The sequence below is a fragment of the Glutamicibacter soli genome (assembly GCF_003309065.1).
In the GTDB taxonomy this organism is placed as follows: Bacteria; Actinomycetota; Actinomycetes; order Actinomycetales; family Micrococcaceae; genus Glutamicibacter; species Glutamicibacter soli.
The window spans coordinates 108,155-131,397 of the sequence record NZ_POAF01000005.1; the positions used below are offsets into that span (position 1 = coordinate 108,155).

General features: G+C 63.2%; 21 protein-coding genes and 4 tRNA genes. 13 read left to right on the forward strand and 12 right to left on the reverse strand.

Annotation, left to right across the window (positions count from 1 at the left end):
- Positions 1-292 precede the first annotated feature (292 nt).
- The gene (locus C1H84_RS11290; protein WP_047119717.1) at positions 293-1,051 is read left to right on the forward strand and encodes a GTP pyrophosphokinase; all 759 of its coding nucleotides are present in this window, start codon (positions 293-295) and stop codon (positions 1,049-1,051) included.
- Positions 1,052-1,247: 196 nt separating this feature from the next.
- On the opposite strand, the gene C1H84_RS11295 is transcribed toward C1H84_RS11290, so the two are convergent.
- Positions 1,248-1,321 (reverse strand) — tRNA-Met (locus C1H84_RS11295).
- Positions 1,322-1,368: 47 nt separating this feature from the next.
- Positions 1,369-1,440 (reverse strand) — tRNA-Thr (locus C1H84_RS11300).
- 28 nt (positions 1,441-1,468) lie between these two features.
- On the opposite strand from C1H84_RS11300, the gene C1H84_RS18020 reads away from it, so the two are divergent.
- Positions 1,469-1,699 carry a hypothetical protein gene (locus C1H84_RS18020; protein ID WP_146956040.1) on the forward strand — a complete coding sequence of 77 codons (231 nt, stop codon included), beginning with the start codon at positions 1,469-1,471 and terminating at the stop codon, positions 1,697-1,699.
- Between the two features lie 259 nt (positions 1,700-1,958).
- Positions 1,959-2,030: transfer RNA gene (locus tag C1H84_RS11305), tRNA-Thr, on the forward strand.
- Between the two features lie 602 nt (positions 2,031-2,632).
- Here C1H84_RS11305 and C1H84_RS11310 read toward each other — a convergent pair.
- Entirely contained in the window at positions 2,633-4,522 is a 1,890-nt protein-coding gene (locus tag C1H84_RS11310) for a DEAD/DEAH box helicase (protein ID WP_113607452.1), read from the reverse strand.
- Positions 4,523-4,827: 305 nt separating this feature from the next.
- On the opposite strand from C1H84_RS11310, the gene C1H84_RS11315 reads away from it, so the two are divergent.
- A complete protein-coding gene (locus tag C1H84_RS11315) occupies positions 4,828-5,256 on the forward strand; it encodes a hypothetical protein (protein WP_047119762.1) in 429 nt (142 codons plus the stop codon).
- 142 nt (positions 5,257-5,398) lie between these two features.
- Here C1H84_RS11315 and C1H84_RS11320 read toward each other — a convergent pair whose 3' ends face one another.
- Positions 5,399-6,556, reverse strand: coding sequence for a cystathionine gamma-synthase (locus C1H84_RS11320; protein ID WP_053798553.1), 1,158 nt, complete (start codon positions 6,554-6,556; stop codon positions 5,399-5,401).
- Positions 6,557-6,581: 25 nt separating this feature from the next.
- A complete protein-coding gene (locus tag C1H84_RS11325; protein WP_113607453.1) occupies positions 6,582-7,946 on the reverse strand; it encodes a cystathionine beta-synthase in 1,365 nt (454 codons plus the stop codon).
- 139 nt (positions 7,947-8,085) lie between these two features.
- Between C1H84_RS11325 and C1H84_RS11330 the strand changes: the two genes are divergently transcribed.
- Positions 8,086-9,057 carry a DNA-3-methyladenine glycosylase family protein gene (locus C1H84_RS11330; protein ID WP_047119765.1) on the forward strand — a complete coding sequence of 324 codons (972 nt, stop codon included), beginning with the start codon at positions 8,086-8,088 and terminating at the stop codon, positions 9,055-9,057.
- 18 nt (positions 9,058-9,075) lie between these two features.
- Here C1H84_RS11330 and trxA read toward each other — a convergent pair whose 3' ends face one another.
- Together trxA and C1H84_RS11340 are read right to left on the reverse strand one after the other, a co-directional pair.
- On the reverse strand, positions 9,076-9,450 hold the full coding sequence (gene trxA / locus C1H84_RS11335) for a thioredoxin (RefSeq protein ID WP_047119766.1): 375 nt from the start codon (positions 9,448-9,450) through the stop codon (positions 9,076-9,078).
- Positions 9,451-9,577: 127 nt separating this feature from the next.
- Positions 9,578-9,659: transfer RNA gene (locus C1H84_RS11340), tRNA-Tyr, on the reverse strand.
- 181 nt (positions 9,660-9,840) lie between these two features.
- Here C1H84_RS11340 and C1H84_RS11345 point away from each other — a divergent pair.
- On the forward strand, positions 9,841-10,329 hold the full coding sequence (locus C1H84_RS11345; RefSeq protein ID WP_047119767.1) for a YajQ family cyclic di-GMP-binding protein: 489 nt from the start codon (positions 9,841-9,843) through the stop codon (positions 10,327-10,329).
- A gap of 86 nt (positions 10,330-10,415) precedes the next feature.
- Here C1H84_RS11345 and htpX read toward each other — a convergent pair whose 3' ends face one another.
- Positions 10,416-11,294, reverse strand: a complete 879-nt coding sequence (htpX, locus tag C1H84_RS11350) for a zinc metalloprotease HtpX (protein ID WP_047119768.1) — start codon at positions 11,292-11,294, stop codon at positions 10,416-10,418.
- Positions 11,295-11,550: 256 nt separating this feature from the next.
- On the opposite strand from htpX, the gene rarD reads away from it, so the two are divergent.
- Positions 11,551-12,489 (forward strand): EamA family transporter RarD, encoded by a 939-nt coding sequence (gene rarD, locus C1H84_RS11355; RefSeq protein ID WP_113607454.1) that lies wholly within the window; start codon positions 11,551-11,553, stop codon positions 12,487-12,489.
- A 300-nt stretch (positions 12,490-12,789) separates the two neighbouring features.
- Here the strand turns inward: rarD and gabT are convergent, their stop codons facing one another.
- The 3 genes from gabT to C1H84_RS11370 all read right to left on the reverse strand — a co-directional run bounded on the left by gabT (position 12,790) and on the right by C1H84_RS11370 (position 16,078).
- Complete coding sequence (gene gabT, locus C1H84_RS11360; protein WP_053798557.1) at positions 12,790-14,133, reverse strand: 4-aminobutyrate--2-oxoglutarate transaminase; 1,344 nt, start codon at positions 14,131-14,133, stop codon at positions 12,790-12,792.
- A 197-nt stretch (positions 14,134-14,330) separates the two neighbouring features.
- Complete coding sequence (locus C1H84_RS11365; protein WP_113607455.1) at positions 14,331-14,468, reverse strand: methionine/alanine import family NSS transporter small subunit; 138 nt, start codon at positions 14,466-14,468, stop codon at positions 14,331-14,333.
- Positions 14,469-14,470: 2 nt separating this feature from the next.
- On the reverse strand, positions 14,471-16,078 hold the full coding sequence (locus tag C1H84_RS11370; RefSeq protein WP_047119771.1) for a sodium-dependent transporter: 1,608 nt from the start codon (positions 16,076-16,078) through the stop codon (positions 14,471-14,473).
- Positions 16,079-16,194: 116 nt separating this feature from the next.
- Between C1H84_RS11370 and C1H84_RS11375 the strand changes: the two genes are divergently transcribed.
- Genes C1H84_RS11375 through C1H84_RS11385 form a run of 3 tightly spaced genes read left to right on the forward strand, consistent with a single transcriptional unit; the run spans position 16,195 to position 18,564 of the window.
- Complete coding sequence (locus C1H84_RS11375; RefSeq protein WP_113607456.1) at positions 16,195-17,598, forward strand: PucR family transcriptional regulator; 1,404 nt, start codon at positions 16,195-16,197, stop codon at positions 17,596-17,598.
- 19 nt (positions 17,599-17,617) lie between these two features.
- Positions 17,618-18,052: a hypothetical protein gene (locus C1H84_RS11380; RefSeq protein ID WP_113607457.1), complete on the forward strand. Its 435-nt coding sequence runs from the start codon at positions 17,618-17,620 to the stop codon at positions 18,050-18,052.
- Positions 18,052-18,564: an HIT family protein gene (locus C1H84_RS11385; protein ID WP_113607458.1), complete on the forward strand. Its 513-nt coding sequence runs from the start codon at positions 18,052-18,054 to the stop codon at positions 18,562-18,564. Before C1H84_RS11380 ends, C1H84_RS11385 begins: the two co-directional genes overlap by 1 nt.
- An 81-nt stretch (positions 18,565-18,645) precedes the next feature.
- Here the strand turns inward: C1H84_RS11385 and C1H84_RS11390 are convergent, their stop codons facing one another.
- On the reverse strand, positions 18,646-19,743 hold the full coding sequence (locus C1H84_RS11390; protein ID WP_047119775.1) for a polyprenyl synthetase family protein: 1,098 nt from the start codon (positions 19,741-19,743) through the stop codon (positions 18,646-18,648).
- Between the two features lie 305 nt (positions 19,744-20,048).
- Between C1H84_RS11390 and C1H84_RS11395 the strand changes: the two genes are divergently transcribed.
- The 3 genes from C1H84_RS11395 (at position 20,049) to C1H84_RS11405 (ending at position 23,242) form a co-directional block, all read left to right on the forward strand.
- Positions 20,049-21,386, forward strand: coding sequence for an isochorismate synthase (locus tag C1H84_RS11395; protein WP_052772449.1), 1,338 nt, complete (start codon positions 20,049-20,051; stop codon positions 21,384-21,386).
- A gap of 170 nt (positions 21,387-21,556) precedes the next feature.
- Positions 21,557-22,354: an ABC transporter substrate-binding protein gene (locus C1H84_RS11400; RefSeq protein WP_047119776.1), complete on the forward strand. Its 798-nt coding sequence runs from the start codon at positions 21,557-21,559 to the stop codon at positions 22,352-22,354.
- A gap of 96 nt (positions 22,355-22,450) precedes the next feature.
- Positions 22,451-23,242, forward strand: coding sequence for an amino acid ABC transporter permease (locus C1H84_RS11405; protein WP_047119777.1), 792 nt, complete (start codon positions 22,451-22,453; stop codon positions 23,240-23,242).
- Position 23,243 lies beyond the last annotated feature (1 nt).

Genomic DNA, 23,243 nt, shown 5'->3' on the forward strand with positions numbered 1-23,243 from the left:
TACCACCTGATTCCTGGAACTCCGCTCACCGCTTCGTAGGCGCTCACATTGCAGAGCTCGTTGGGCAGTGTTCCAGTTGTGCCGGAACCGCGTCAACTCTGGTAGGCATCGGATGGTTTTCGGTCGGTATACCCGGGGTTCTGTCCATTTTCTTAGGACTGCGTTCTACTCTGGAGGTACATACAGACGCGTGCCCCGACTTCGCGACATTGAATATTCAGAGGTGATAGAGATTTCAACTCAAAGCTCAGACAGGCCGTCCCCTCCCCCTGTGGCACTGCGTACCGCAGCGATGAACAACCCTGAACTCCAGAACATGGCTCGCACTTTCCATCACCAGTTCCAGCGCTTCATGATGGAACACCAGTTTGCGGTCGATGAAATCCTGACCAAGGTGTCGATTCTGCGCGAGGAATTCTTGTACCTGCACAAGTACAACCCCATCGAGCATGTCACCTCCCGGGTCAAGTCGCCGGAAAGCATCATGCGGAAAGTCGCCCAGCGGCGCATCACTCCAACGTTCGAGGCAATCCGCGAAAATATCAGCGACATCGCCGGCGTTCGCATCACCTGCAGTTTTGTGAAAGACATCTACAAGGTGCTCAATACGCTGACATCGCAAAGCGATCTGGAAGTCATCCAGATCAAGGACTACATCAAGAATCCCAAGCCCAACGGGTACAAAAGCCTGCATGCCATCGTGAAGATCCCGGTTTTCCTGTCCGAGGGGCCGGTTGATATCACCGTGGAAATCCAGATCAGGACCATTGCGCAGGACTTCTGGGCGACGCTCGAACACAAGATCTTCTACAAGTACGAAGGCGCCGTGCCCGAGCATCTTGTCGAAGAGCTGGCCGAGGCGGCACGGGTCGCAGAAAGCCTGGACATGAAAATGCAAAGGCTGCACACGGAAGTCCACGGCCACGATGTCAACAGCACGGAGTCCGAGGACGATCGAGGTTTCGATGATTCCGTTTTGCAGGAATTATTGATGATCGCCCAGCAAGGTATTCCTGAGGAACCAACCGAGTCGCCAAGGAAACAAAACTAGGATGGATAGGCGCGGATCGGCACTGAGCCGATCCGCGTTTTCTCATTCATCGGGTGGCTTCACGGGAACTGCGTTTGGCTCCATTGAACCCACGGATCCCTTTCGGAGGCATTATCTGAGTACCCGGGCTTGTGAACGGGCCGATCGCGAACACAAAAACCCCGGAAACCGTTGGGTTTCCGGGGTTTTACTGCTGTAGCGGCGCCGGGACTCGATCCCGGGACCTCACGATTATGAGTCGTGCGCTCTAACCAGCTGAGCTACGCCGCCACAAGTGAGAAGCTTTCCAGTAGAAGCCAAGATCGCTTCTCACTCAGAGCCCCCTGCCGGAATCGATCCGGCGACCTCGTTCTTACCAAGAACGCGCTCTACCACTGAGCTAAGGGGGCAACGAGTAAATACTCTACACGGGTTTTCGTGGAAACAAAAATCGCCAACCACCCCCGGGATCACCACCCGGAATCATGGATAAACCCAAGTCAGGTAGAGAATACCGATCACCGCAAGGCGGCGCGGGACGAAGAATGGGACAAGAACACCGTAAGTGACGATGCTCACGGCCGTTTCGGGGTCGAAAAATTGGCAAATAATTGCCACCCGATAATAAAATCTCCAGCTCCTGCCCGCGGCGAACGGGCGACCCAATAAAGGTCACGGGCCGCACCCAATCATCGCTGGTCGCGATTCTTTCCAGCACCGCACCCACAGGGACCCACTCCTGGCAATCCGGCTCCACCGCCTGAATGCCGGCGGAGCGACGTGGCACATCGCCATAATTTCCGCCACCTCACATCTCTTTGGTGCCAGCGTCGCTAATACCATCCTGAGTAGGAATGATGTGACCTCAACGACATATCCGCTCAGGATTTTGCAATCAACCGAAAGCTGTGTAAAGTTATTACTCGTTGCCCCCTTAGCTCAGTGGTAGAGCGCGTTCTTGGTAAGAACGAGGTCGCCGGATCGATTCCGGCAGGGGGCTCGAAATAAGAGAGACAATCTGAATTCAGATTGTCTCTCTTTTCGTTTCCCTGCGTTTTTCTTGTGGTATTCATTGCCGTTTTAGCGGGCTTCGCGTCCTGGCATTCACAGCGCTTTAGTCGGAGTCCAAATCACTGAACTACGCATGGCTCTGCAATCCTTCAAGACCTTTCCGGCCGCTTGCAAGGTTCTCGCGCTGTTGCCAGTCATCACCCCTCGGATCAAGCACTGCATCCCCGGTTGGACTGATCAGGCTTTGGCCAGCGAACCCACGCTCGGGCGTTGCTTACCCTGAGCCTTTTGAATTTGAGCGTAGAATGGCTGCGTTTGCCACTCATTCCCCGCCGCCGATGAATCACCTCTTCGCACGCCAGAGCGGATTTGACGGCCTTTCAGGAGTTCGTGCGGCTCCCGTGGGGCCACGTCCGGCATTCAGGTGTCCCTGAGGCCCCTCAAGACGCCGGAGACCAGGCATTCCCACATCATGGCGAGTTCTTGGCTACGGCGGCGCCAAGCAAGCCCCGGGATGCGAAGAACCCCTGGGTATGACCTTGCGGTCTTTCCCAGGGGTTCTCAGTTCACGCTGGCTAAGCCACTGGCGGCTTAGTAGTCGCGGCGACGAGCCGAATCGCTGAAGCGATCCTTGCCTCGTCCGCCGAAGCGCTTGTCGCCGCCGCCACGGCGGTCATCGCCGCGGAAGCCGCCCGAGCGCTTGCGGTCGTTGAAGCTGCCGCCACGTCCGCCGCGGTAACCGCCGCGATCCGAGTCGTCATCGCGGCGCGGCTTGCGGCCGGAGTCCAGCTCCAGGTTGATCGGCTCGCCGCCGATGCGGGTGTTGGACAGTGCACGCCACTGGTCCTTGCTCAGCTCGGCTGGCAGCTCGACCAAGGTGTGGTCCGAACGGATCTCGATGCCGCCGATTTCCGAGGAGTTGAAGCCGCCCTCGTTGGCCAGTGCGCCAACAATGGAGCCCGGCTGCACGCGGTTGCGGCGGCCAACTGCCAGACGGTACATGGCGTTGCCCTCGGCGGCCGTCTTGCCACGGCGTGGGCCGCGCTCTCCGCGATCGCCACGGTCTGCGCGGTCGCGCTCCAGGCGGGCCTTCTTGGATGGTGGCATGACCGGCTCGGTCATCAGCAGCGGGCGGCCGCCCTGGGCCATGAGGGCCAGGGCCGCAGCGATTTCAAGGTGGTCCAGGTCCTCGTGCTGGGCGGCGAACTGCTCCACGATTTCGCGGAAGGTGCCCAGGTCCTGGCCGGTGATGGTTGCATCGATGCGGTCGGTGAACTTCTGGATGCGGCGGTTGTTCACCGAATCCAGGGAAGGCAGCTGCATCTGGGTCACCGACTGGCGGGTAGCCTTCTCGATGGCGCGCAGCAGGTACTTCTCACGCGGGGTCATGAAGAGGATCGCGTCGCCCTTGCGGCCTGCGCGGCCGGTACGGCCGATGCGGTGCACGTAGGACTCGGTGTCGTGCGGGATATCGAAGTTCACGACGTGCGAGATGCGCTCGACGTCCAGGCCGCGGGCGGCAACGTCGGTGGCGACCAGGATGTCGATCTTGCCCGAACGCAGGTTCTCGACCGTGCGCTCGCGCTGCTGCTGCGGGATGTCGCCGTTGATGGCTGCAGCGGTGAAGCCGCGGGCCTTCAGCTTGTCGGCGAGGTCCTCGGTGGCCATCTTGGTGCGCACGAAGGCGATGACGCCGTCGAATTCCTCGGACTCGAGGATGCGGGTCATGGCGTCCAGTTTGTGGGCGCCCATGACCTGCAGGTAACGCTGGGTGATGTTGGCGCCGGTGGTCTGCTTGGACTTGACGGCGACTTCCTGCGGGTTGCGCAGGTACTCTGAAGCAATGCGGCGGATGGTGCGTGGCATGGTGGCCGAGAACAGGGCAACCTGCTTCTCTTCCGGGGTGGCTTCCAGGATCTTGTCGACCTCTTCGGCGAAGCCCATGCGCAACATTTCGTCGGCCTCGTCCAGCACCATGTACTGCAGGTTGGACAGGTCAAGGGAACCCTTGTTGATGTGGTCGATCACGCGACCCGGGGTGCCGACGACAACCTGTGCGCCGCGGCGCAGGCCGGCCAGCTGCGGGCCGTATGGCGAGCCGCCGTAGACAGGCAGCACGGTGAAGTCAGGAAGGTACTTGGCGTAGGAGGTGAAAGCCTCGGCAACCTGCAGCGCGAGCTCGCGGGTCGGTGCCAGAACCAGGATCTGCGGGGTGGTGGCCGGACCGTTCAGGTCGGCCAGCTCTGCCATGCGGGAGAGCGCAGGCAATGCGAAAGCGGCAGTCTTGCCGGTACCGGTCTGGGCCAGACCGACAACGTCGCGGCCGTCGAGCAGCAGCGGAATGGTGGCGGCCTGGATCGGCGACGGCTTTTCGTAGCCCAGGTCGGCCAGTGCAGCAAGCACGCGGGCATCAAGACCAAGTTCGCTGAAGGTAACCGTTGGTTCCTCGGTGGTCTGGGTGTCGGCAGTGTTTACGGGCATGTCAGAAGACACGAAGAATTACCTCATTCGTTAGGGGAATAGGCCTAGCCGTCCCCAAAGAAACGACACAAGGCTACACAGTCAGAAAACAAGTCACGCTCATCAAGCGCTCCCCTATGACATAAAGACCCGCACACACTTTGCGGAGATACAACACGAGAAGGCTCTAACCTCAAAAATTGGGCCAGATGCAAGGGATACCCTGATGTTCGCGAACACTTAATGCTAACGAACCCTGCCCCTGTTTGTCAGCGCCAGGGGTGTGTGAGATCGGGCACCGCTACTCACCCAGTAGGCTTGAAACCGTGAATATTCGTGATTTTCCAAGGCGTCCGGACGAGCCGGTCCCCGGCGGGCTGCTCATCTCGCAGCTGCTCTGGGTACTGGCCGGAGTGCTCTTTCTCGGCTTCGGGGCATTCCTGGTTTACGAGCAGACCCAGCGCGGTTCGTTGGACCTTGCGGCCATGTCGCTGGTTGCGCTGCTGCTGGCGGCCGGCGTCGCTTTCGGCGTTCTGGCCTACCGCTTGTTTCTCGGCCAGCGCTCGGCGCGGGCCCAGCTGACCTGGGTCGGGCTGATCGCGGCGCTGCCCATGGTGCTGCGCATGGGACGCTATTCGATCCTGGCGGCCATTGTGCTGTTCAGTGTCGCGCTGATGTGGGTGCCGGCCAGCAACCGCTACTTCAAGGTGGTCTCCCCCAAGCCACGCAAACGCGGCCCGGTGCCTCCGCGCTGACGGGCACTCCGCCTCGCAGCACCCGGGCCTCCGGGCACCAGAGAAAAGACCGAAAATGCGCGCTGAACCCGGAGACGGGTTCAGCGCGCATTTTCAGTTCTCGGCCGGATGGCTTTCCTCCGGCGCGGGGCTCCTGCCTCGGCTACAGCGCGGAGAAGGCCCGCTCCAAGTCGTCAATCAGGTCCGCGGCGTCCTCGATGCCCACCGAGAGGCGCAGCAGGTTCACCGGAACTGCCAGTTCGGTGCCCTTGACCGAGGCGTGGGTCATTTCCGAGGGGTAGTTCATCAGCGATTCGATGCCGCCCAGCGATTCGGCCAGGGTGAACAGGCGAGTGCTTTCCGCGACCTTGCGGGCCGCGGCCTCGCCGCCGGCGAACTGCACGGAAACCATGCCGCCGAAGCCGCTCATCTGCGCTTTGGCGATGTCGTGGCCCGGATGGTTTTCCAGGCCCGGGTACAGCACGCGCTCGACTTCCTTGCGCTCCCCCAGCCAGGCTGCCACCTGCGCGGCGTTTTCCGAGTGGGTGCGCATACGCACGCCCAGGGTCTTCAGTCCGCGGGTGGTCAGGAATGCGTCCATCGGACCCGAGACCGCGCCGACGGCGAACTGGATGAAGCCGATCTTCTCGGCCAGCTCGGAGTCCTTGACGATCACCGCGCCGCCGACCACGTCGGAGTGGCCGCCGATGTACTTGGTGGTCGAGTGCACCACGATGTCCGCGCCCAGGGTCAGCGGCTGCTGCAGGAACGGGCTGGCGAAGGTGTTGTCCACGACCAGCAGCGCGCCGGCCGCGTGGGCGATCTGCGCGGCCTTGGCGATGTCGGTGATCTTCATCATCGGGTTGGACGGGGTCTCGACCCACACCAGCTTCGCCTTGTTCTTCTCGATGGCCGCGGCCAGCGCCGCATCGTCGCCCATGTCCACCGGGGTGTTGCCGATGCCCCAGGCACCCAGCACGCGGTCGATCAGGCGGAAGGTTCCTCCATAGGCGTCATTGCCCAGCACGATGTGGTCACCGGGGCGCAGGATGGCGCGGATCAGCGAATCCTCGGCGGCCAGTCCAGAACCGAAGGAGAAGGCGTGCGTGCCGTGCTCGGCGGCGGCCAGCTGGGCCTGCAGCGCGTCGCGGGTCGGGTTGCCACCGCGGCCGTACTCGTAGCCACCGCGCAGGTTGCCGATGCCGTCCTGGGCGTAGGTCGAGGAAAAGTGCAGCGGCGGCACCACGGCGCCGGTGACCGGTTCGAAGGCCTGGCCGGCGTGGACGAAACGGGTGTTGGATCCCTGGGGATTTTCAGTCATTGAAAGTGTGTCCTTTGCGAAATCTCTAGCGGGTGACATAGGCCAGCAGGTCGGATGAAGTCAGTGCGGCGACAACCTCGCCGTCTTCGGTCAGCAGCGCGGCGGGGCAATGCTCCAGCAACTGGCGTGCGCGGTCCAGGCTCTCCCCCACTCCCAGCAGTGGGACCGGCAGCGATTCCAGGTCCGCCAAGGTGCTGTCCGGAGCGGCCCCGGCAAGCAGCGCCTCGGTGAGCTGGCCAGCGCCGACGACCCCGCGGACCTCGCCGATGCGGGCCGGAAGCTGCGCCGTGGCGACGACCAGCGCGTCGGCTCCGGATTCGCGCAGCAACGCGGCAGCCCGGGCCAGCGTGGCGTCCGGGCCAATTGTCATGACCGGTTCGGTCGCCAACGCCGTGGCCACGCGACGCAGCTCTGAGTTCTGCTCGCCGGTGAAGCCCTGGGTCAGCATCCATGATTCGTTGTAGATCTTGGCCAAATAGCCGCGGCCGCCGTCCGGGGCGATGACTACCACAACGTCGTTTTCGTCGAGGTCCTTGGCGATACGCAGGGCCGCAGCCACGGCCATGCCGGAGGAGCCGCCCAGCAGCAAGCCTTCTTCCTTAGCCAGCCGGCGCGTCATGGCGAAGGCTTCGGCATCGGTGACCGCCTGGACCTCGTCGGGCACGGCCGAGTCGTAGTTGCCGGGCCACATGTCCTCGCCGACGCCTTCGACGAAGTACGGGCGGCCGGTGCCGCCGGAATAGACCGAGCCATCCGGATCCGCGGCGATGACCCTGACCGGGCCGGAGGCGCGATCGGCGGAAATCTGCTTGAGGTAGCGCCCGGTGCCGGTGATGGTCCCGCCGGTGCCGGCGCTGATCACCACGTGGGTCAGCTTGCCGTCGGTGTCGGTCCAGATTTCAGGTCCGGTGGTTTCGAAGTGGCTGTCCGGGGCTCCGGGGTTGGAGAACTGGTCCGGCTTGTAGGCGCCGTCGATTTCGGTGACCAAGCGGTCGGAGACCCCGTAGTAGGATTCAGGAGAATCCGGAGCTACCGCCGTGGGGGTCACCACGACGTCGGCACCGTAGGCGCGAAGCACGTCGCGTTTTTCCTCCCCGACCTTGTCCGGGGTGACGAAGACGGTGTTGTAGCCCTTAAGCTGCCCCACCATGGCCAGGCCGACCCCGGTGTTGCCGCTGGTGGGCTCCACGATGGTGCCTCCGGGCTTCAGTTCGCCGCTTTGCTCGGCGCGCTCGATCATCTTCAGCGCGATGCGGTCCTTGATGGAGCCGCCCGGGTTCAGGTATTCGAGCTTCACGAGTACCGTGGCCTTGACGCCTTCGGTCACGCGGTTGAGCTTGACGAGCGGTGTGTTGCCGATCAGGTCCAAAACAGTAGGCGCATACTTCATGTCAAGAACTTTACCGGCGGGTGTCACACTTGTCGTTGCCGTTCGTAGCTTAACGTCACGCAGTCCCCGCACGCCCATCCACGGTGTTAACACGGGCCGCACGGCGGCGGGCCGGCATAAGGAAAGGAAGCAGCCGAGCATGCAATTGGACCAGGACGCAGTCACCGGAACCTACGCCCCGCAGGGACCGGTCTCTTTGGGCAGGTCGCTAGGTGTTCTGCGCCGCGGTCTGGGCGATCCGACCATCCGGCTGTCCGCTTCCGAGGCCTGGTTGGCGTTCACGACGCCGGCGGGCGACGCCTCCCTGCGAATTCTCAAGCCCACGCTTAACGCGCCTGCAACATTCCAGGGGTGGGGTCCCGGCGCCCACTGGGCCGTGGATTGCGCCCCGGATCTACTGGGCGCCAGCGATGACTGGAGCGGTTTCGACGCTCCGGAGTTCAGCGCCACGTTGCCGGAGATCGTGCAGCATACCCGCACCCTGCACCGGGACGTCGTCCTGCCGCGGACCAACCGGATCTTCGAGCATCTGCTGGGCGCAGTGCTGGAGCAGCGAGTCACGGGGATCGAGGCGAACTACGCATGGCGCTGGCTGATCCGCCATAAGGGACGGCCGGCGCCCGGACCGGTGCCCGATGGGCTGCGGATCGCCCCAGGTGCGGCCCAGATCGCTACGATGAATCGTTGGGATTGGCAGGCCGCGCGCGTGGACCAGAAGCGGGCAACTGCCCTGCGCCAGGTAGCGGCGGCGGCTGGAAGCCTCCAGTGGTGGGCCGGTCAGCCGATTGACGCGGCGAAGCCGGCGGCGAGAGAACCCGGGACTCTGGAGGTTGCGTTGCTCTCGCTGCCGGGTATTGGTCCGTGGACCGTGGCCGAGACGCTGCAGCGTTCGCACGGTTCGGCGGATTTCGTTTCGGTGGGAGATTTCCATCTGGCCGCGTTCGTGGGCCAGGTGCTCACCGGAAGGCGTGTGGATGACGCCGGAATGATGGAACTTCTTGCTCCGTTCGCTCCGCATCGGCAGCGAGTGGTTCGCCTGCTGCAGCTTTCGGGCGAACGGAAGCAAAGCTTCGGGCCCCGCTATGCGCCGCTGGATCACCGGGAGCGCTAGAACCCGAAGCGTAGGTGCTTAGGATTCCGCCTGGGCGGCTTCCTGGGCGATCTGCGCGTGGACCTCGCCCATGTCGATGCCCTTGACCGCGGTGACCAGGTCTTCGAGCTGGCTCGCGTTCAGTGCGCCTGCCTGCGAGAACACGAGGACCTTTTCACGGAAGGCCATGATGGTCGGGATGGAGGTGACGTTGGCGGCGCGGGCCAGGCCCTGCTCTGCTTCGGTGTCGACCTTCGCGAAGACGACATCGGTGAACTTCTCCGAGGTCTGCTCGTACACTGGGGCGAATTGGCGGCAGGGGCCGCACCACGCAGCCCAGAAATCCACGAGGACAATGTCGTTCTCTTCGATCAGCTGCGCGAAATCGTTTTCGCTCACATTTTTAGTTGCCATGCTTACACGGTAGCGGACGAGCGCGGTGAATACCCAGAAATGGGAGATTTCACAAACCTTTGCCATTTCGGGAATAGCTTCCGGTTAATCAAAAAACTCCCAGATCTTTCGATCTGGGAGTTATTTGTGGCAGATACTGGATTCGAACCAGTGAAGGCGTTGCCAGCTGATTTACAGTCAGCCCCCTTTGGCCACTCGGGTAATCTGCCGAGTCGCTCCGTTTGAGAACATTTGTTCTTGTCGGAACGAGAAATAACTCTACAGGAGATTTTCAGTGATGTGAAATCGAGAGGGGTCTTTTTGCTGTAACCCTGATCACAGCCGGTTTTCGGGGCCCAAACCCGGTAGTCTTGGACTCGAATCTGAACCGTTACATCTAGGAGTATTCACATGGCTAGCGATTCCAGTTTTGACGTTGTCAGCAAGGTGGACAGCCAGGAAGTAGCCAACGCGCTGCACCAGGCCCAAAAAGAGATCCAGCAGCGCTACGACTTCAAGGGCGTCGGGGCAGAGATCGATTTCAGCGGCGAGAAGATCCTCATGAAGGCCGCCTCGGAAGAGCGCGTCAAGGCAGTCCTCGACGTCTTCCAGTCCAAGCTGGTCAAGCGCAACATCTCGCTGAAGTCCCTGGACGCCGGCGAGCCGTTCGCCTCGGGCAAGGAATACCGCATCGAAGCCGCCATCAAGGAGGGCATCGCCCAGGATGTCGCCAAGAAGATCAACAAGCTGATCCGCGACGAGGGCCCGAAGGGTGTCAAGTCCATCATCCAGGGCGACGAGCTGCGCGTCTCTTCCAAGTCCCGCGACGACCTGCAGAGCATCATCGCGTTGCTGAAGGACTTCGAAGAAGCCGACCTCCAGTTCATCAACTACCGCTAAGCGTCCACCGCTGCGGTACGACCTAGGCGAGGAGCCCCTGCCGGGGCTCCTCGCCTATTTCCATCTAACCGGTGCGATACCGGAGTTTAGTACTGCTGGCCGCCGGCCATGGACTCCAGGCGCGCAATACGCTGGTCCATTGGCGGGTGGGTGGAGAACATCTGCTTCAGCTTCGAACCGAACGGGTTGGCGATCATCAGGTGCGAGCTGTTGACCAGCTTCTGATCCTGGGCGGGCAACGGGGCCGCGCTGATGCCGCTTTCAAGCCGGCGCAGCGCGCTGGCCAGGGCCAGCGGGTCGTTGGTCAGCTTGGCGCCGTCCTCGTCCGCGTCGAACTCGCGGGTGCGGCTCACGGCCATCTGGATGATCGACGCGGCAATCGGAGCCAGCAGGGACAGCGCGATCAGCGCGATCGGGTTGACGTTGCGGTTCTCGTTGTTGTTTCCGCCGCCGAAGAACAGCAGGAACTGCGCCAGCGAGGTGATCACGCCGGCGATGGCCGCCGCCACCGAGGAGGTGAGGATGTCGCGGTTGTAGACATGCATCAGCTCGTGGCCCAGCACCCCGCGCAGCTCGCGCTCGTTGAGCAGCTGCATGATGCCCTCGGTGCAGCACACCGCGGCGTTCTCCGGGTTGCGTCCGGTCGCGAACGCGTTCGGCGAGGCGGTCGGCGAAACGTACAGGCGCGGCATCGGCTGCTGGGCATTCATCGACAGCTCGCGCACGATCCGGTACATTTCCGGCTGCTGCTCCTCGGTCACCGGGTAGGCATGCATCGAGCGCAGCGCGATCTTGTCGCTGTTCCAGTAGCCGTACGCGGTGGTGGCGACGCCGATCAGGGCGAAGATCCAGATGAAGCTGGCGTTGCCGGTGCCGTTGGCAATCAGGGAGCCAATTGCCAGGAGCAACGCAAACATGCCGCCAAGCAAAAGGGCCGTCTTGAATCCGTTGTTGTGTCCATGCACGATGGCGTACTCCCCTAGTCATGAATTCGTACTTAGTCTTCCTAGTCTAGTCAACGTACGGAAACGCCGCACCGTTCCGCTGCGGGGAGAAAACCTGCGCCGCGGCAGGGTGATCTTGGCAACGCCGGCGGTTAATGAAGCGAAACTGGGAACGCCGCGCACGGCTCGATGTTATAGCGTGTGATTTGTATCCACTTCTTGATAAGAAGTTTCCGGGCTCACCGCAGTCCTCCCTGTTCGAAAGCCGATCCGCCGCATGACACCACGCACCGTGAACCCCATCCGCTCGCAGCACAGCTACGGCTTGATCCAGGGAAGCACCGCCTACCTCATCTGGGGCCTGCTCCCGGTCTATTTCCTCATGCTCCCGCAGATCTCGGCCTTCGAGTTCGTTGCGGTCCGAGTGGTGTTCTCCTTGGTTTTCTGCGTCCTGCTGCTGCTTGCGACCAAGCAGATGCGCCAGTTCGCGGCCATGTTCAAGGAAGGCAAGACCATGCGGCAGCTGGCGCTGGCCAGCTTCCTGATCGCGGCGAACTGGGTGCTCTACGCGGTGGCGGTGCTGACCGGACACGTGCTGGAGGCGTCGCTGGGCTACTTCATCAATCCGATCGTGGCGATCCTGCTGGGCGTGCTGGTGCTGAAGGAACGGTTGCGGACCCTGCAATGGGTGGCAGTGGGCTTCGCCTGCCTCGCGGTGATCGTGCTGACCATCGGCTTGGGCCGGGTTCCGTGGATCTCCCTGGGCTTGGCCTTCTCCTTCGGCTTCTACGGCCTGGTGAAGAACCAGGTGGGCCAGAGCGGCACTGCGCTGGGCACACTGACCATGGAGACCCTGTGGCTCGCTCCCCTGGCCGCCGTGTTCATCGGCTGGCTAGCCATGGCCGACGCCTCGGCCCTGTTTGCGGCCGATCCGGCCACGGTGCTCCTGTTGGCCGCCAGCGGCATCATTACCGCTGTGCCGCTGCTGCTCTTCGGCGGGGCTGCCCGGCGCTTGCCGCTGAGCACCGTCGGCTCCCTGCAGTTCCTGGCTCCGCTGATCCAGTTCATCCTCGGACTGCTGGTCTTCGGCGAGCAGATGCCGGTGGAACGCTGGATCGGCTTCGGGCTGGTCTGGATCGCCGTCATCATCGTACTGGTCGACATGCTGCGCGCGCCCAAGGCCGGCACCATGCCGGAGCCCAAGCAGCTCGTCTAAGGCTCCCTCCGCGCGCAGCGAGGCCCGCAGCTTCTTCCAGTTCTTCGGGAAAGCAGCTGCGGGCCTTGTTCATTAGCTGAACCGCATGCCCCGCTTCTTGAGGCCTTCTGGCCGCTCCAGCGCACCCGTCCCGTGCTGCTTCACTTCCCGGCCGACAGGTCTCCTGCAGCGCCCGGCCGGGTGCCTCCCCGCGCGGGTGCGACGCGGAAGGCCGGGAAGTCCCCGGTTAATGCACGGCATCCCGCACAGCGCGAGCTGTGCGGGATGCCGTTTGCGGTGGGTTTATCCGTTCGCTGCCAATTAGGCGGCGTGCTTGCGGATTGCTGCTTCCAGAACATCGAACGCGTCGGTGAGCAGCTCGTCGCCGATGACCAGTGGTGGCAACAGGCGGACAACGTTGCCGTAGGTGCCGCAGGTCAAGATGAGGACACCCTGGGCCAGGCACTCGTCGGCGATGGCCTTGGTTACGGCTGCGTCAGGCTGCTTGCCGCCGGCCTTGACGAATTCCAGCGCGATCATCGCACCGCGGCCACGGACGTCGCCCACTGCCGGGACGTCCTTCTGCAGCGCGGTGAAGCGGGTGAAGAACTGCTCCTGGATCTCGCGGGCGCGGCCCGAGAGGTCCTGCTCCTCCATGAACTTGATGGACTCCAGCGCAGCTGCCACGGCAACAGGGTTGCCGCCGTAGGTGCCGCCCAGGCCACCGCCGTGCACGGCGTCGATCAGTTCGGCGCGGCCCACGATGCCCGACAGCGGCATGCCACCGGCGATGCCCTTGGCCACGGTGATGATGTCCGGCTCGATTTCCTCGATGTCCGAGGCGAACCAGGAGCCCGAGCGGGCGAAGCCGGCCTGGACTTCGTCGGCGACGAAGACGATGCCGTTTTCCTTGGCCCATTCGGCAATGCGAGGCAGGAAGCCGGTGGCCGGGACGATGAAGCCGCCCTCGCCCTGGATCGGCTCGATGATGATCGCGGCGATCTGGTCGCCGCCGATCTGCTTCTCCATGGCCAGGATGGCGCGCTCAGCGGCTTCCTTGCCCGAGATGTTCGGGTTCTCTTCGCGGTATGGGTAGCTCATCGGCATGCGGTAGATCTCCGGCGCCAGCGGGCCGAAACCGCGCTTGTACGGAGCTGCCTTGGCGGTCAGGCCCATGGTCAGGTTGGTGCGGCCGTGGTAGGCGTGGTCGAAGGCAACCACTGCCTGGCGGCCGGTGGCCACGCGGGCCACCTTGATGGCGTTCTCCACTGCCTCGGAGCCCGAGTTGAAGAATGCGGCGCGCTTTTCGAAGCTGCCCGGGGTGATGGAGGCAAGCTTCTCTGCCAGCTCGATGTAGCCCTCGTACGGGGCGACCATGAAGCAGGTGTGGGTGAAGCGCTGGGCCTGCTCGGCGACGGCCTTGGCCACTGCCTGGTTCGAGGCGCCAACGGTGGTCACGGCGATGCCGGAGCCGAGGTCGATCAGCTGGTTGCCGTCCACGTCGACGATGATGCCGCCGTCAACGTCTGCAGCGTACACCGGGAGGGTCGAGGCGACGCCAGCTGCCACCGCGTTGGCGCGGCGAGCGGTCAGCTCCTGAGACTTGGGGCCTGGGAATGGGCCTTCGAGCTTGCGCTTCTGTTCAATGCGGTAGGTAACGTCCACCAGCTTTTCCTCTCACTATGGCTCTTGCATCCGCCGAGGAATGCAAAGTTCTAGTAGCAGAATATGTTGGCGCGAAACGTTGCACTACCGGATTCAGCACAAGGAGCTGCCGGCTTGGTAGTGCAAGTGCACAGACAAAGCGCGGCCCCCGTTCCGCGAAGGAACGGGAGCCGCGCTGGTGCTGCCGTGAATCGAGGCTACAGCGAGTGTGCCGGCTCGATCACGTCGTCATCGGTCTTCTCCGGGTGACGCGACAGGTGGATGAGGGCTAGGGCCAGGCCGCCCCAGATGGTGAGCATCGAAATGATCATGAAGACAATCGCCAGTGCGCTCATTGTCAGTATTCCTTTCCTGCGGGTTCCGGAATTTCCTCGGCTTCGACGTTCTTCTTGTGCTGGTGGAATTCCGGGTCATCAAGCTTGGACTTCTTGCTCCACGGAACCATGGACAAGATGATTGCGCCCACGATCAGCGCACCGGCCATGCCCCAGCCGAAGACACCGTTGAACCATGCCGGATAGCCGGAATACTGCTCGGCCATCTTGGTCTGGACTTCGTTGATGAGCATGTAGCCCAGCGCTGCCGGGCCGACGCCGCCAACCAGGACTTTCCAGCCGGTGCCCACCTTGATGGAGCTGTGGCGGTTAAGGTGCTTGGCCAGCTTCGGGAGCATGCCCAGGCCGGCGCCGAGGACGATCACGATGACCAGTGCGCAGGCAAGGATGCCGAACTGGTTCACGAACGCGTCCATGGTGTCCAGCAGGTACAGGCCCGTGGTGGTCGGGAACAGCGCCAGGGAAATCAGCGCGACCGGGATGGTCACGATCAGGGTCGCCGGTGCGCGGCGCCAGCCCAGCTTGTCCTGGAACGCCGCCACGATCACTTCGAGGATCGAGATCAGGGAGGTCAAGCCGGCGAAGACCAGCGAACCGAAGAACAACACGCCGATGACCGAACCCAGCGGCGCCTGCGACACGATGGTCGGGAAGGCGATGAATGCCAGGCCGATGCCGCTGACCGCGACCTCGTCCACGCTGGAGTTCGCGTTGTAGGCCATGAAGCCAAGGGCGGCGAACACGCCGATGCCTGCCAGCAGCTCGAAGCTCGAGTTGGCGAAGGCCACCACGTAGCCGGAACCGGTCAGGTCGCTCTTGCGCTTCATGTAGGAGGAGTAGGTCACCATGATGCCGAAGGCCACGGAGAGCGAGAAGAAGATGTGTCCGAAGGCAGCAGCCCAGACGCTCGGGTTCTTCAGCGCTTCGAAGTTCGGGGTGAAGAAGGTGTTCAGGCCGTCGATGGCGCCGGGCAGGAAGACCGACTGGACCACGAGGACCAGGAACATGATGATCAGCAGCGGCATGAAGATGGCGTTGGCGCGGGAGATGCCCTTGTTCACGCCGGCCACCATAATCACGATGGCGATCAGCCAGACGGCGAACATCGGGATCAGCACCGGGCCGACGAAGTCGAAGCCAACGGTGACTTCTTCCTGGACTTTCAGGAAGTCGTTCATGAAAAATCCACCGGCGCCGTCGGGGTTCTTGTCCCAGGCCTTGGTGATGGAGAACCAGCAGTACATGGCGGCCCACGCAATGATGGCTGCGTAGTAGATGGCGATGATGAAGCAGATCAGAACCTGCCACCAGCCGAGCACTTCGGCCTTGCGATTCGCGCGGCGGTAGGACAGCGGGGCCGACCCGCGGTAGCGGTGGCCGACTGCGTAGTCCAGGAACAGCAGCGGAATACCGGCGCACAGGATGGCAACCAGGTAAGGGATGAGGAATGCGCCGCCGCCGTTTTCGTAGGCGACGTAGGGGAAACGCCAAATATTTCCTAGACCAACGGCCGAACCGATCGCGGAGAGAATGAAGAGTTTGCGTGACGAGAAAGTCTCACGCTTGTCTGATGCGAGCGGAGCGCCCTGAGTAGATGATTGAGAGCTCATGTCACTAAGCTAGCGCAAAAATTTCGCAATGTGGTCACTTTTCGGCATCTTTCACTCAAGTTTTTGAGCATTTTGCGCAAATCCTTGCAGCAGCAGACGCACCATAGAATGAACCTATGGCAATTAGTTTACGCGGACTGCTGGATCATGACGAGCTTGGTTTAAAGGCTTTGACTGATCCTACACACTCCTTGGAGACCGCGATCACATGGGGCGCGGTGACTGAGCTTCTGGACCCCTCCAAATTCCTCACCGGCCGCGAGATCGTGCTGACCACCGGAGTCCGCCAGAAGTCGGCCGCGGCGCAGATCGATTTCGTTCGCACGCTGGCGGCTAACGATGTGGTGGCGCTGGGGTTCGGTATCGGCTTGGAGCACGAAAGCGTACCGGGTCCGGTACTTGAAACCGCCCGAGAGGTGGGCCTGCCGGTCATCGAGGTGCCCTATAAAACTCCTTTCGCGGCGATTTCGCGCCTGATTGCCGAAGCGCTGAACGCAGACCACGTCAAGCGTGTTGAGAACCTGCTGCGCGCCCACCAGAAGCTGGCCCAGTCCCTGCTGTCTTCGGATCTGGACCGCATGCTCACCGAGCTGTCCAAGATGCTGAGCACCGACGTCGCCTTGAGCCTGCACGGCGAAGTGATCAGCGGCGACTTCGATCCGGGGCGGGCCTGGCACGAGCTGCCGGTGGCCACCGGGCTGCGCGACCGCTGCACCTTGCACATCGCCGAGCCCTACACCCGTGACCCCATCGTGGAATACGCCCAGTCGCTGATCGGACTGGAGCTGACCAACAAGTCCCGGCTGCGCGCCTCGCGGCGCCTGGCCAACGGGCAGGTGCTGGCCGACCTTGCCTCCGGAGCGCTGTCCGGATCGGACGCGGCGGTCCGCCTGGGCGCGCTGGGCCTGGAATCCCAGCGCGAGCACTCGGTGGTGCTGGTGCAGGCCAGCGGCCAAGCCGACAGGCTGCAGACACTCCCCCTGCCCGCCGACCTCGCCTCGCAGGTCACCGCCATCGTCGAGGACCGGCTAGTGGTCATCGTGGCGTACAAGCAGGTGCAGCTGTCCATCGACCGGCTCGACACCTACCTGGCCACCGCAGGCATCCCCGCCAAGGTCGGCTACGGCGGACGCTACTCGAACACCACCGGCATCCGGTGGAGCTATTTCGAGGCCCTGGAATCGCTGCGCCACGGCGAACGCGTCAATGTCCCCACCAAGCTCTCGCTGACCTCCCTGCTGCTGGCCGCCCGCGACGTGCCCTTGCAGGACCTGGCCGCCGAGGCGCTGGGCCCCATCCAGGATTTCGATTCCTCCCACGACTCGGGGCTGATGCGCACCCTGCGCGAGTACCTGAACCGCGACGGCTCCGTGGGAGCGGTGGCCGAATCGATGGGGCTGCACCGCAACACCGTGCGCTACCGCATGCAGCAAATTGCCGAGCTCTCCGGCTACGACCCGAACGTCACCAGTGACCGGGTCCAACTATGGATTGCGCTCAGTGCACTTGAGCTGCGCTAGTTCTGGATAGGATTAACGCATGGCTGACATGTTTCTAGAGAAGTTCCGTTCACTCGTCCCGAAATACCTTGAGGACCAGTGGAACGAAGCCGATGGCCTGAGCGCCGGGGAATTGGCAGACGGCCTGGCCGAGGCCAAGGTCAAGATCCCCTTTGTCCTGGAGGAGTTCTACCTCGCCCTGGGCAACAACGACGATTTCATGGAGGCCTACCACTACTTCTTCGATCCCGAAGAGCTGGAAATCGAGGACGGCTACCTGTTGTTCCTCGAGGACGAGGAAGAGAAGTTCGTGTGGGGCTTCAAGCAGTCCCAGCTCGAGGTGCCGGATCCGATTGTCTACCGCCGCAACAACGCCAAGGGCAACTGGGTCAGCGAGGAGGGCACCTTCAGCGAATTCACCCTGGACATGTTCGCCTGGGTCTTCGAGGAATTAGCTGCCGAGCTGGAGGACTAGTGCTCTACCGTTCCCACGAACCGCACGGCTACCAGTGCCCGTTCTGCGAGCTGGTCAACAACCTGCCCTTCAGCGAGGACAACCTGTGCGCCCCGACGGACATGATCTACCAGACCGACCAGGTCGCGGCGATCATGGCCTGCGACGGTTTCGGGAACTTCGGCGGGCACGTGATGATCATCCCGACCGCCCATCTTGAATCCCTGTACGACCTGGATGAGCAGATCGGCGCCGCGATCATGCGCGAGACCCGGCGTATCGCGCTGGCCATGAAGCTGGCGTGGAATCCGGACGGCACCAGCACCCGCCAGCACAACGAGCCTGCCGGGAACCAGCATGTCTGGCACTACCACCAGCATGTCTTCCCGCGGTACTGGGACGACGAGCTCTACCGCCAGCTGCGCCACCGGGTTCCTGTCGAGGACCGCGCCGCGAAGGCCGAGCAGCTGCGCGCGGCGCTCTTCAGCGACGAACACCCGCAGCGGCTCTACGAGTCCGACCTGCGGTGCTGAAAACCGCGGCTTAAACCAATGAAGTCCTGCACTTCCCTTCCGGGAGGTGCAGGACTTCGTTGCTTGGACGGTTCGCCGGAGCTAGGCTTCGCGGGTCACCACGGCGTCCGCGAAGGAGATCAGCGCGCTCTTCACGGTGCCTTCAGGCAACGGAGCCAGCACCTCGATAGCGTCGTCGGCCCAGCGGCGAGCCACGCTCCAGGCGTCCTGGACGGAGCGGTGGGCGGCGACGGCTTCCACGGCCTTGGCCAGAGCCTCGTCGCTTGTCAGGTCCGAATCCACCAGCTCGACGGCCGCCTGCGCGGCGGCGTCGCCGTTCTCGGCGGCCTGGCGCAGCAGCAGCACCGGCAGGGTCGGCACGCCTTCGCGCAGGTCGGTGCCCGGGGTCTTGCCCGAGTCGGCTTCCTTGGAGGCGATGTCGATGACGTCGTCCGCGACCTGGAAGGCCACACCGACCTTCTCGCCGTACTCGCGCAGCACTTCGATGAATTCGGGGATGCCGCCGAAGCGGGCGCCGAAGGCGCCGGAGGTCGCCAGCAGGGAGGCGGTCTTGTCGCTGATCACCTGGATGTGGTGGGCGATGGCGTCGTCGCCCTCACGCGGGCCGATGGATTCGTGCAGCTGGCCCAGGCACAGGCGCTCGAAGGTGCGCGACTGCCATAGCACCGCTTCGGGGCCCAGGTCGGCGCCGAAGACTGAAGCGCGGGCGAAGATCAGGTCTCCGGCCAGGATGGCCACGGAGTTGCCCCAGACCTCATGGGCGGTGGGAGCGCCGCGGCGCATCGGCGCGGAGTCCATGACGTCATCGTGGTACAGGGTTGCCAGATGGGTCAGCTCGACCACGGCGGCGGCCTTGATGACCTCGTCGGTCACGCCGCCGCCCAGCAGGGAAGTCAGCAGCACCAGCAGCGGGCGCACGCGCTTGCCGCCGGCTTCCACCAGGTGTCGGCTTGAGGCATCAATCAACGGGTCGGAGTTGGCCAGCGCATCGCGCAGCAGCTTCTCCACCTTGGCCATGCCCATGGAGATGGCAGGTCCGAATTCGGGATCCTCGGCGATCAGTGCAAAGCCCGAGGGAAGATTGATGGCCGCAGCAAGCACTGCGGTTTCAGGATTCAGCTCAATCGAGTCGGACACCTCGTGTCCGGCTGCGGTCCAGTTGCTCTTGGAATCAGTCACTGTTTTACGGCTTACTATCTTTCATCGGCTTGGTCATCGCATTGAACGAGGACTGCTTGCCCGCGCTGGTGGCGCACAAACATCACTTCACTCTATCCGATGCGTTCCACTGAACGCTCGCAGACCGGCGCTTGCCGCGTTTTATGGCATGGCAATGGGCCGCGAAACTGGTCAACACCGAGTTTACCGGGTCGCGCGCGATGGCGCGGCGCAACCCGCTGAAAGTCACAGCTGCATCCGGCGTGGTGACAGCGGACACCTCCTCCAGTCGCCGGTGGTCATTGCGCGGTAGGCTTAGCCCTATCATGTCTGCAGATTCGTCCGTTCTCGGCGCCAGCGGCCTTCATGCCTCGGCACCAGCGTTAACCAGCATCACCTTCGAGTACGAAGGTGCCTCCGAGCATCTCATCTCCGATTCCCTGCGCCACGGCAGCATGGTCTGGACGCGGCGCGGACGCGGGCTGGTGGGATTCGGGACCGCCGCGCGGTTGACTACCCGCGGCGAACAGCGCTTCGTCGAGGCGCGCACCTGGTTCGCGCAGCTGCTCTCACAGGCGCAGATCACCGACCCGATCAACCGGCCCGGCAGCGGCCTGATCGCGTTCGGGTCCTTCGCCTTCTCCTTCACCAGCGCCTTCGACTCGCGCTTGGTGATCCCCCAGATCGTGCTGGGGCAGGATGACGAGAAGTCGTGGATCACGGTGACCGGCAGCGCCGAACAGCTGGCTGGCCTGACTCTCGACTCCGCGCTGGAACGCGCCCGGGCCGCTAAGGACGAAGCGGCACTAGCCCCGACGACCCAGGGCGAGATCGAATTGACCAGCGGACAGCTGACCGCCGGCGCCTACCTTGACGCGGTGCGCCAGGCGCTGGGCACGTTCAGCGAGTCAGGCATCTCCAAGCTGGTGCTCGCCCGGGACATCATGGCCCGCAGCACCACACCGATCGACCTGTCCCATGTCGTGACCGCGTTGACCGAACGCTACGGCAACTGCTGGACCTACTCGGTGGACGGGTTGGTGGGCGCCACCCCCGAGATGCTGGTGCGTGTCACCAACGGACTGGCCGAGGCCCGCGTGCTGGCCGGCACCCTGGACCGGGCCACCGAAGGGGCTGACGCCCCGGACTTTGCCAAGCGCCGGCTCTTCGACGACCCCAAGCAGCGCCACGAGCACCAGCTGGCCATCGATTCGCTGACCGAAGCGCTGAACCCGATTTCCCACGGCATGAAGTCCCCGGACGAGCCGTTCATCCTGCAGCTGCCCAATGTCTGGCACCTGGCCAGCGACGTGCGCGCCGAACTGCGCCCGGACGAGCGCGGGGCGCTGCCCTCAGCACTGGACATCGCGGAGATCTTCCACCCGACCGCCGCGGTGTGCGGCACTCCCACGAAGCAGGCCGGAGCGGTGCTGCGCCAGCTGGAAGGCCTGGACCGCGGACCCTACGCCGGCCCGGTGGGCTGGGTGGACTCGCGCGGCGACGGCGAATTCGGGATCGCGCTGCGCGGAGGCATTCTGGAGGATGCAAACCACATGCGCCTCTACGCCGGTTGCGGCATCGTTCCAGGCTCGGTGCCCGAAGACGAGCTGGCCGAGTCATGGGCGAAAATGCGCCCGATGCGCCAGGCGCTGGGCGCCGAGTAGTGCCCTAGCCGGCTTCCTCGTGCTGGTCAGGTAATGGTCGGATTTCAGCACAAGTTTTACTTATGCTCCCCGACACGTGTGTGAGGTGAATCTCATCCTCGTTGTAGCGTGGTTATGATTGTGCGTACGCAATGATCCACTCGCATTACCCGAAAGTAGGTTTTGATCCTATGCGTCTGACCAAAAAACGTTTTGCCACCACCCTGGCAGCAACTTCCGTGGCACTTCTGGCCCTGACCGCCTGCGGCTCCGATAGCGGTTCGGCCGAGCCTTCGGCAGACGCCGCAGGTGGGCCGACCTTCCTCAACGCAGGCAAGCTCACCGTTTGCTCCGACATCCCCTACGAGCCATTCGAGTTCGTCAAGGGCGGCAAGAACGTCGGCTTCGACATGGACATCGCCGCGGAAATCGCCAAGGATGCCAAGGTTGAGCTGAACGTCATCGACGCAAGCTTCGACTCCATCGAATCCGGCCTGTTCAAGTCCCAGTGCGACATTGCCATTTCCTCGCTGTCCATCACCGATGCGCGCGCCAAGAAGATGAACTTCTCGACCCCGTACATGGATGACGACCTGGTGCTGATTTCCAAGGACGGTTCGGGCATCACCGATCTGGCCACGGCCAAGGACAAGAAGGTGGGTGTGCAGCAGGCCACCACCGGCGAGAAGTACGCCAAGGAACAGGGCCTGAGCAACATCGTGGGCTACGAGGACGCGGGCTTGCAGACCCAGGCCCTGCTGGCCGGCCAGGTTGACGCGCTGCTGGGCAACCAGTCGGTGCTCGGCTACGCGATCAAGGACAAGCCGGGCTACGCGGTGGTCGCCGACTTCAAGACCGGCGAGCAGCTGGGCGTCGGAGTGCCGCTGGAGCAGGCCGCCACCCTCGAGTTGGTCAACGGCACCCTGAAGCGCCTGACCGATTCGGGTGAAATGGAAGAGCTGACCGTGAAGTGGTTCGGCGAGAAGTAAGTCCTCGTCGCTAACGGACTATTTAGACGCGGGGGCCGAGCGACGCCCTGATCCGGGCGCCGCGGCGGCCCCCGCGACCTTTATGAGAGGTACACCATGGCAATGACCACGAGTCAGCGCGCCCGCCTGAGCAAAACCATCCAGATCATCCTGTTTGTTGCGATCATCGCCGCAGTGGTCTTGTCCCTGGACTGGGAAAAGACCCGCTATGCCTTCTTCTCCTTCGAGAAGCTAGGCCCGATGTTCCCGGACATGATCATTGTCGGCTTGAAGAACACCATCTTCTACACCGTTATTTCCTTCGCCTTCGGCCTGGTTGTCGGCCTGCTGCTGGCGTTGATGAAAATGGCGTCCTTCGCCCCGTACCGCTGGTTCGCCACCGCTTTTGTTGAATTCTTCCGCGGCATCCCCGCCATCCTGGTGCTGTTGGCCTTCGGCTTCGGCCTCCCCCAGGCCTTCGGCACCACCTGGCCGCAGCCGGTGAACATCATGCTGGCATTGGGTCTGGTATCTTCGGCCTACATCGCCGAGACACTGCGCGCGGGCCTGCAGGCAGTGCCCAAGGGGCAGACCGAAGCGGCACGTTCGCTGGGCATGCCTGCCTGGCGCGCCATGGTCACCATCGTGATCCCGCAGGCGTTCAAGATCGTCCTGCCTCCGATGACCAACGAAATCATCCTGCTGACCAAGGACTCCTCGCTGGCCTTCATCCTGGGCGCGTCGATGGCCCAGTACGAAATGACTAAATTCGGCCGCGATGGCATCCAGTCGCTGGACGCCGGCATCACCCCGCTGGTCGCCGCCGGCCTGTTCTACCTGGTCATCACGATCCCGTTGAGCCTGGTAGCCCGGAAGTTTGAATCCCGCTCGGCTCGGACCAAGCGCTAGA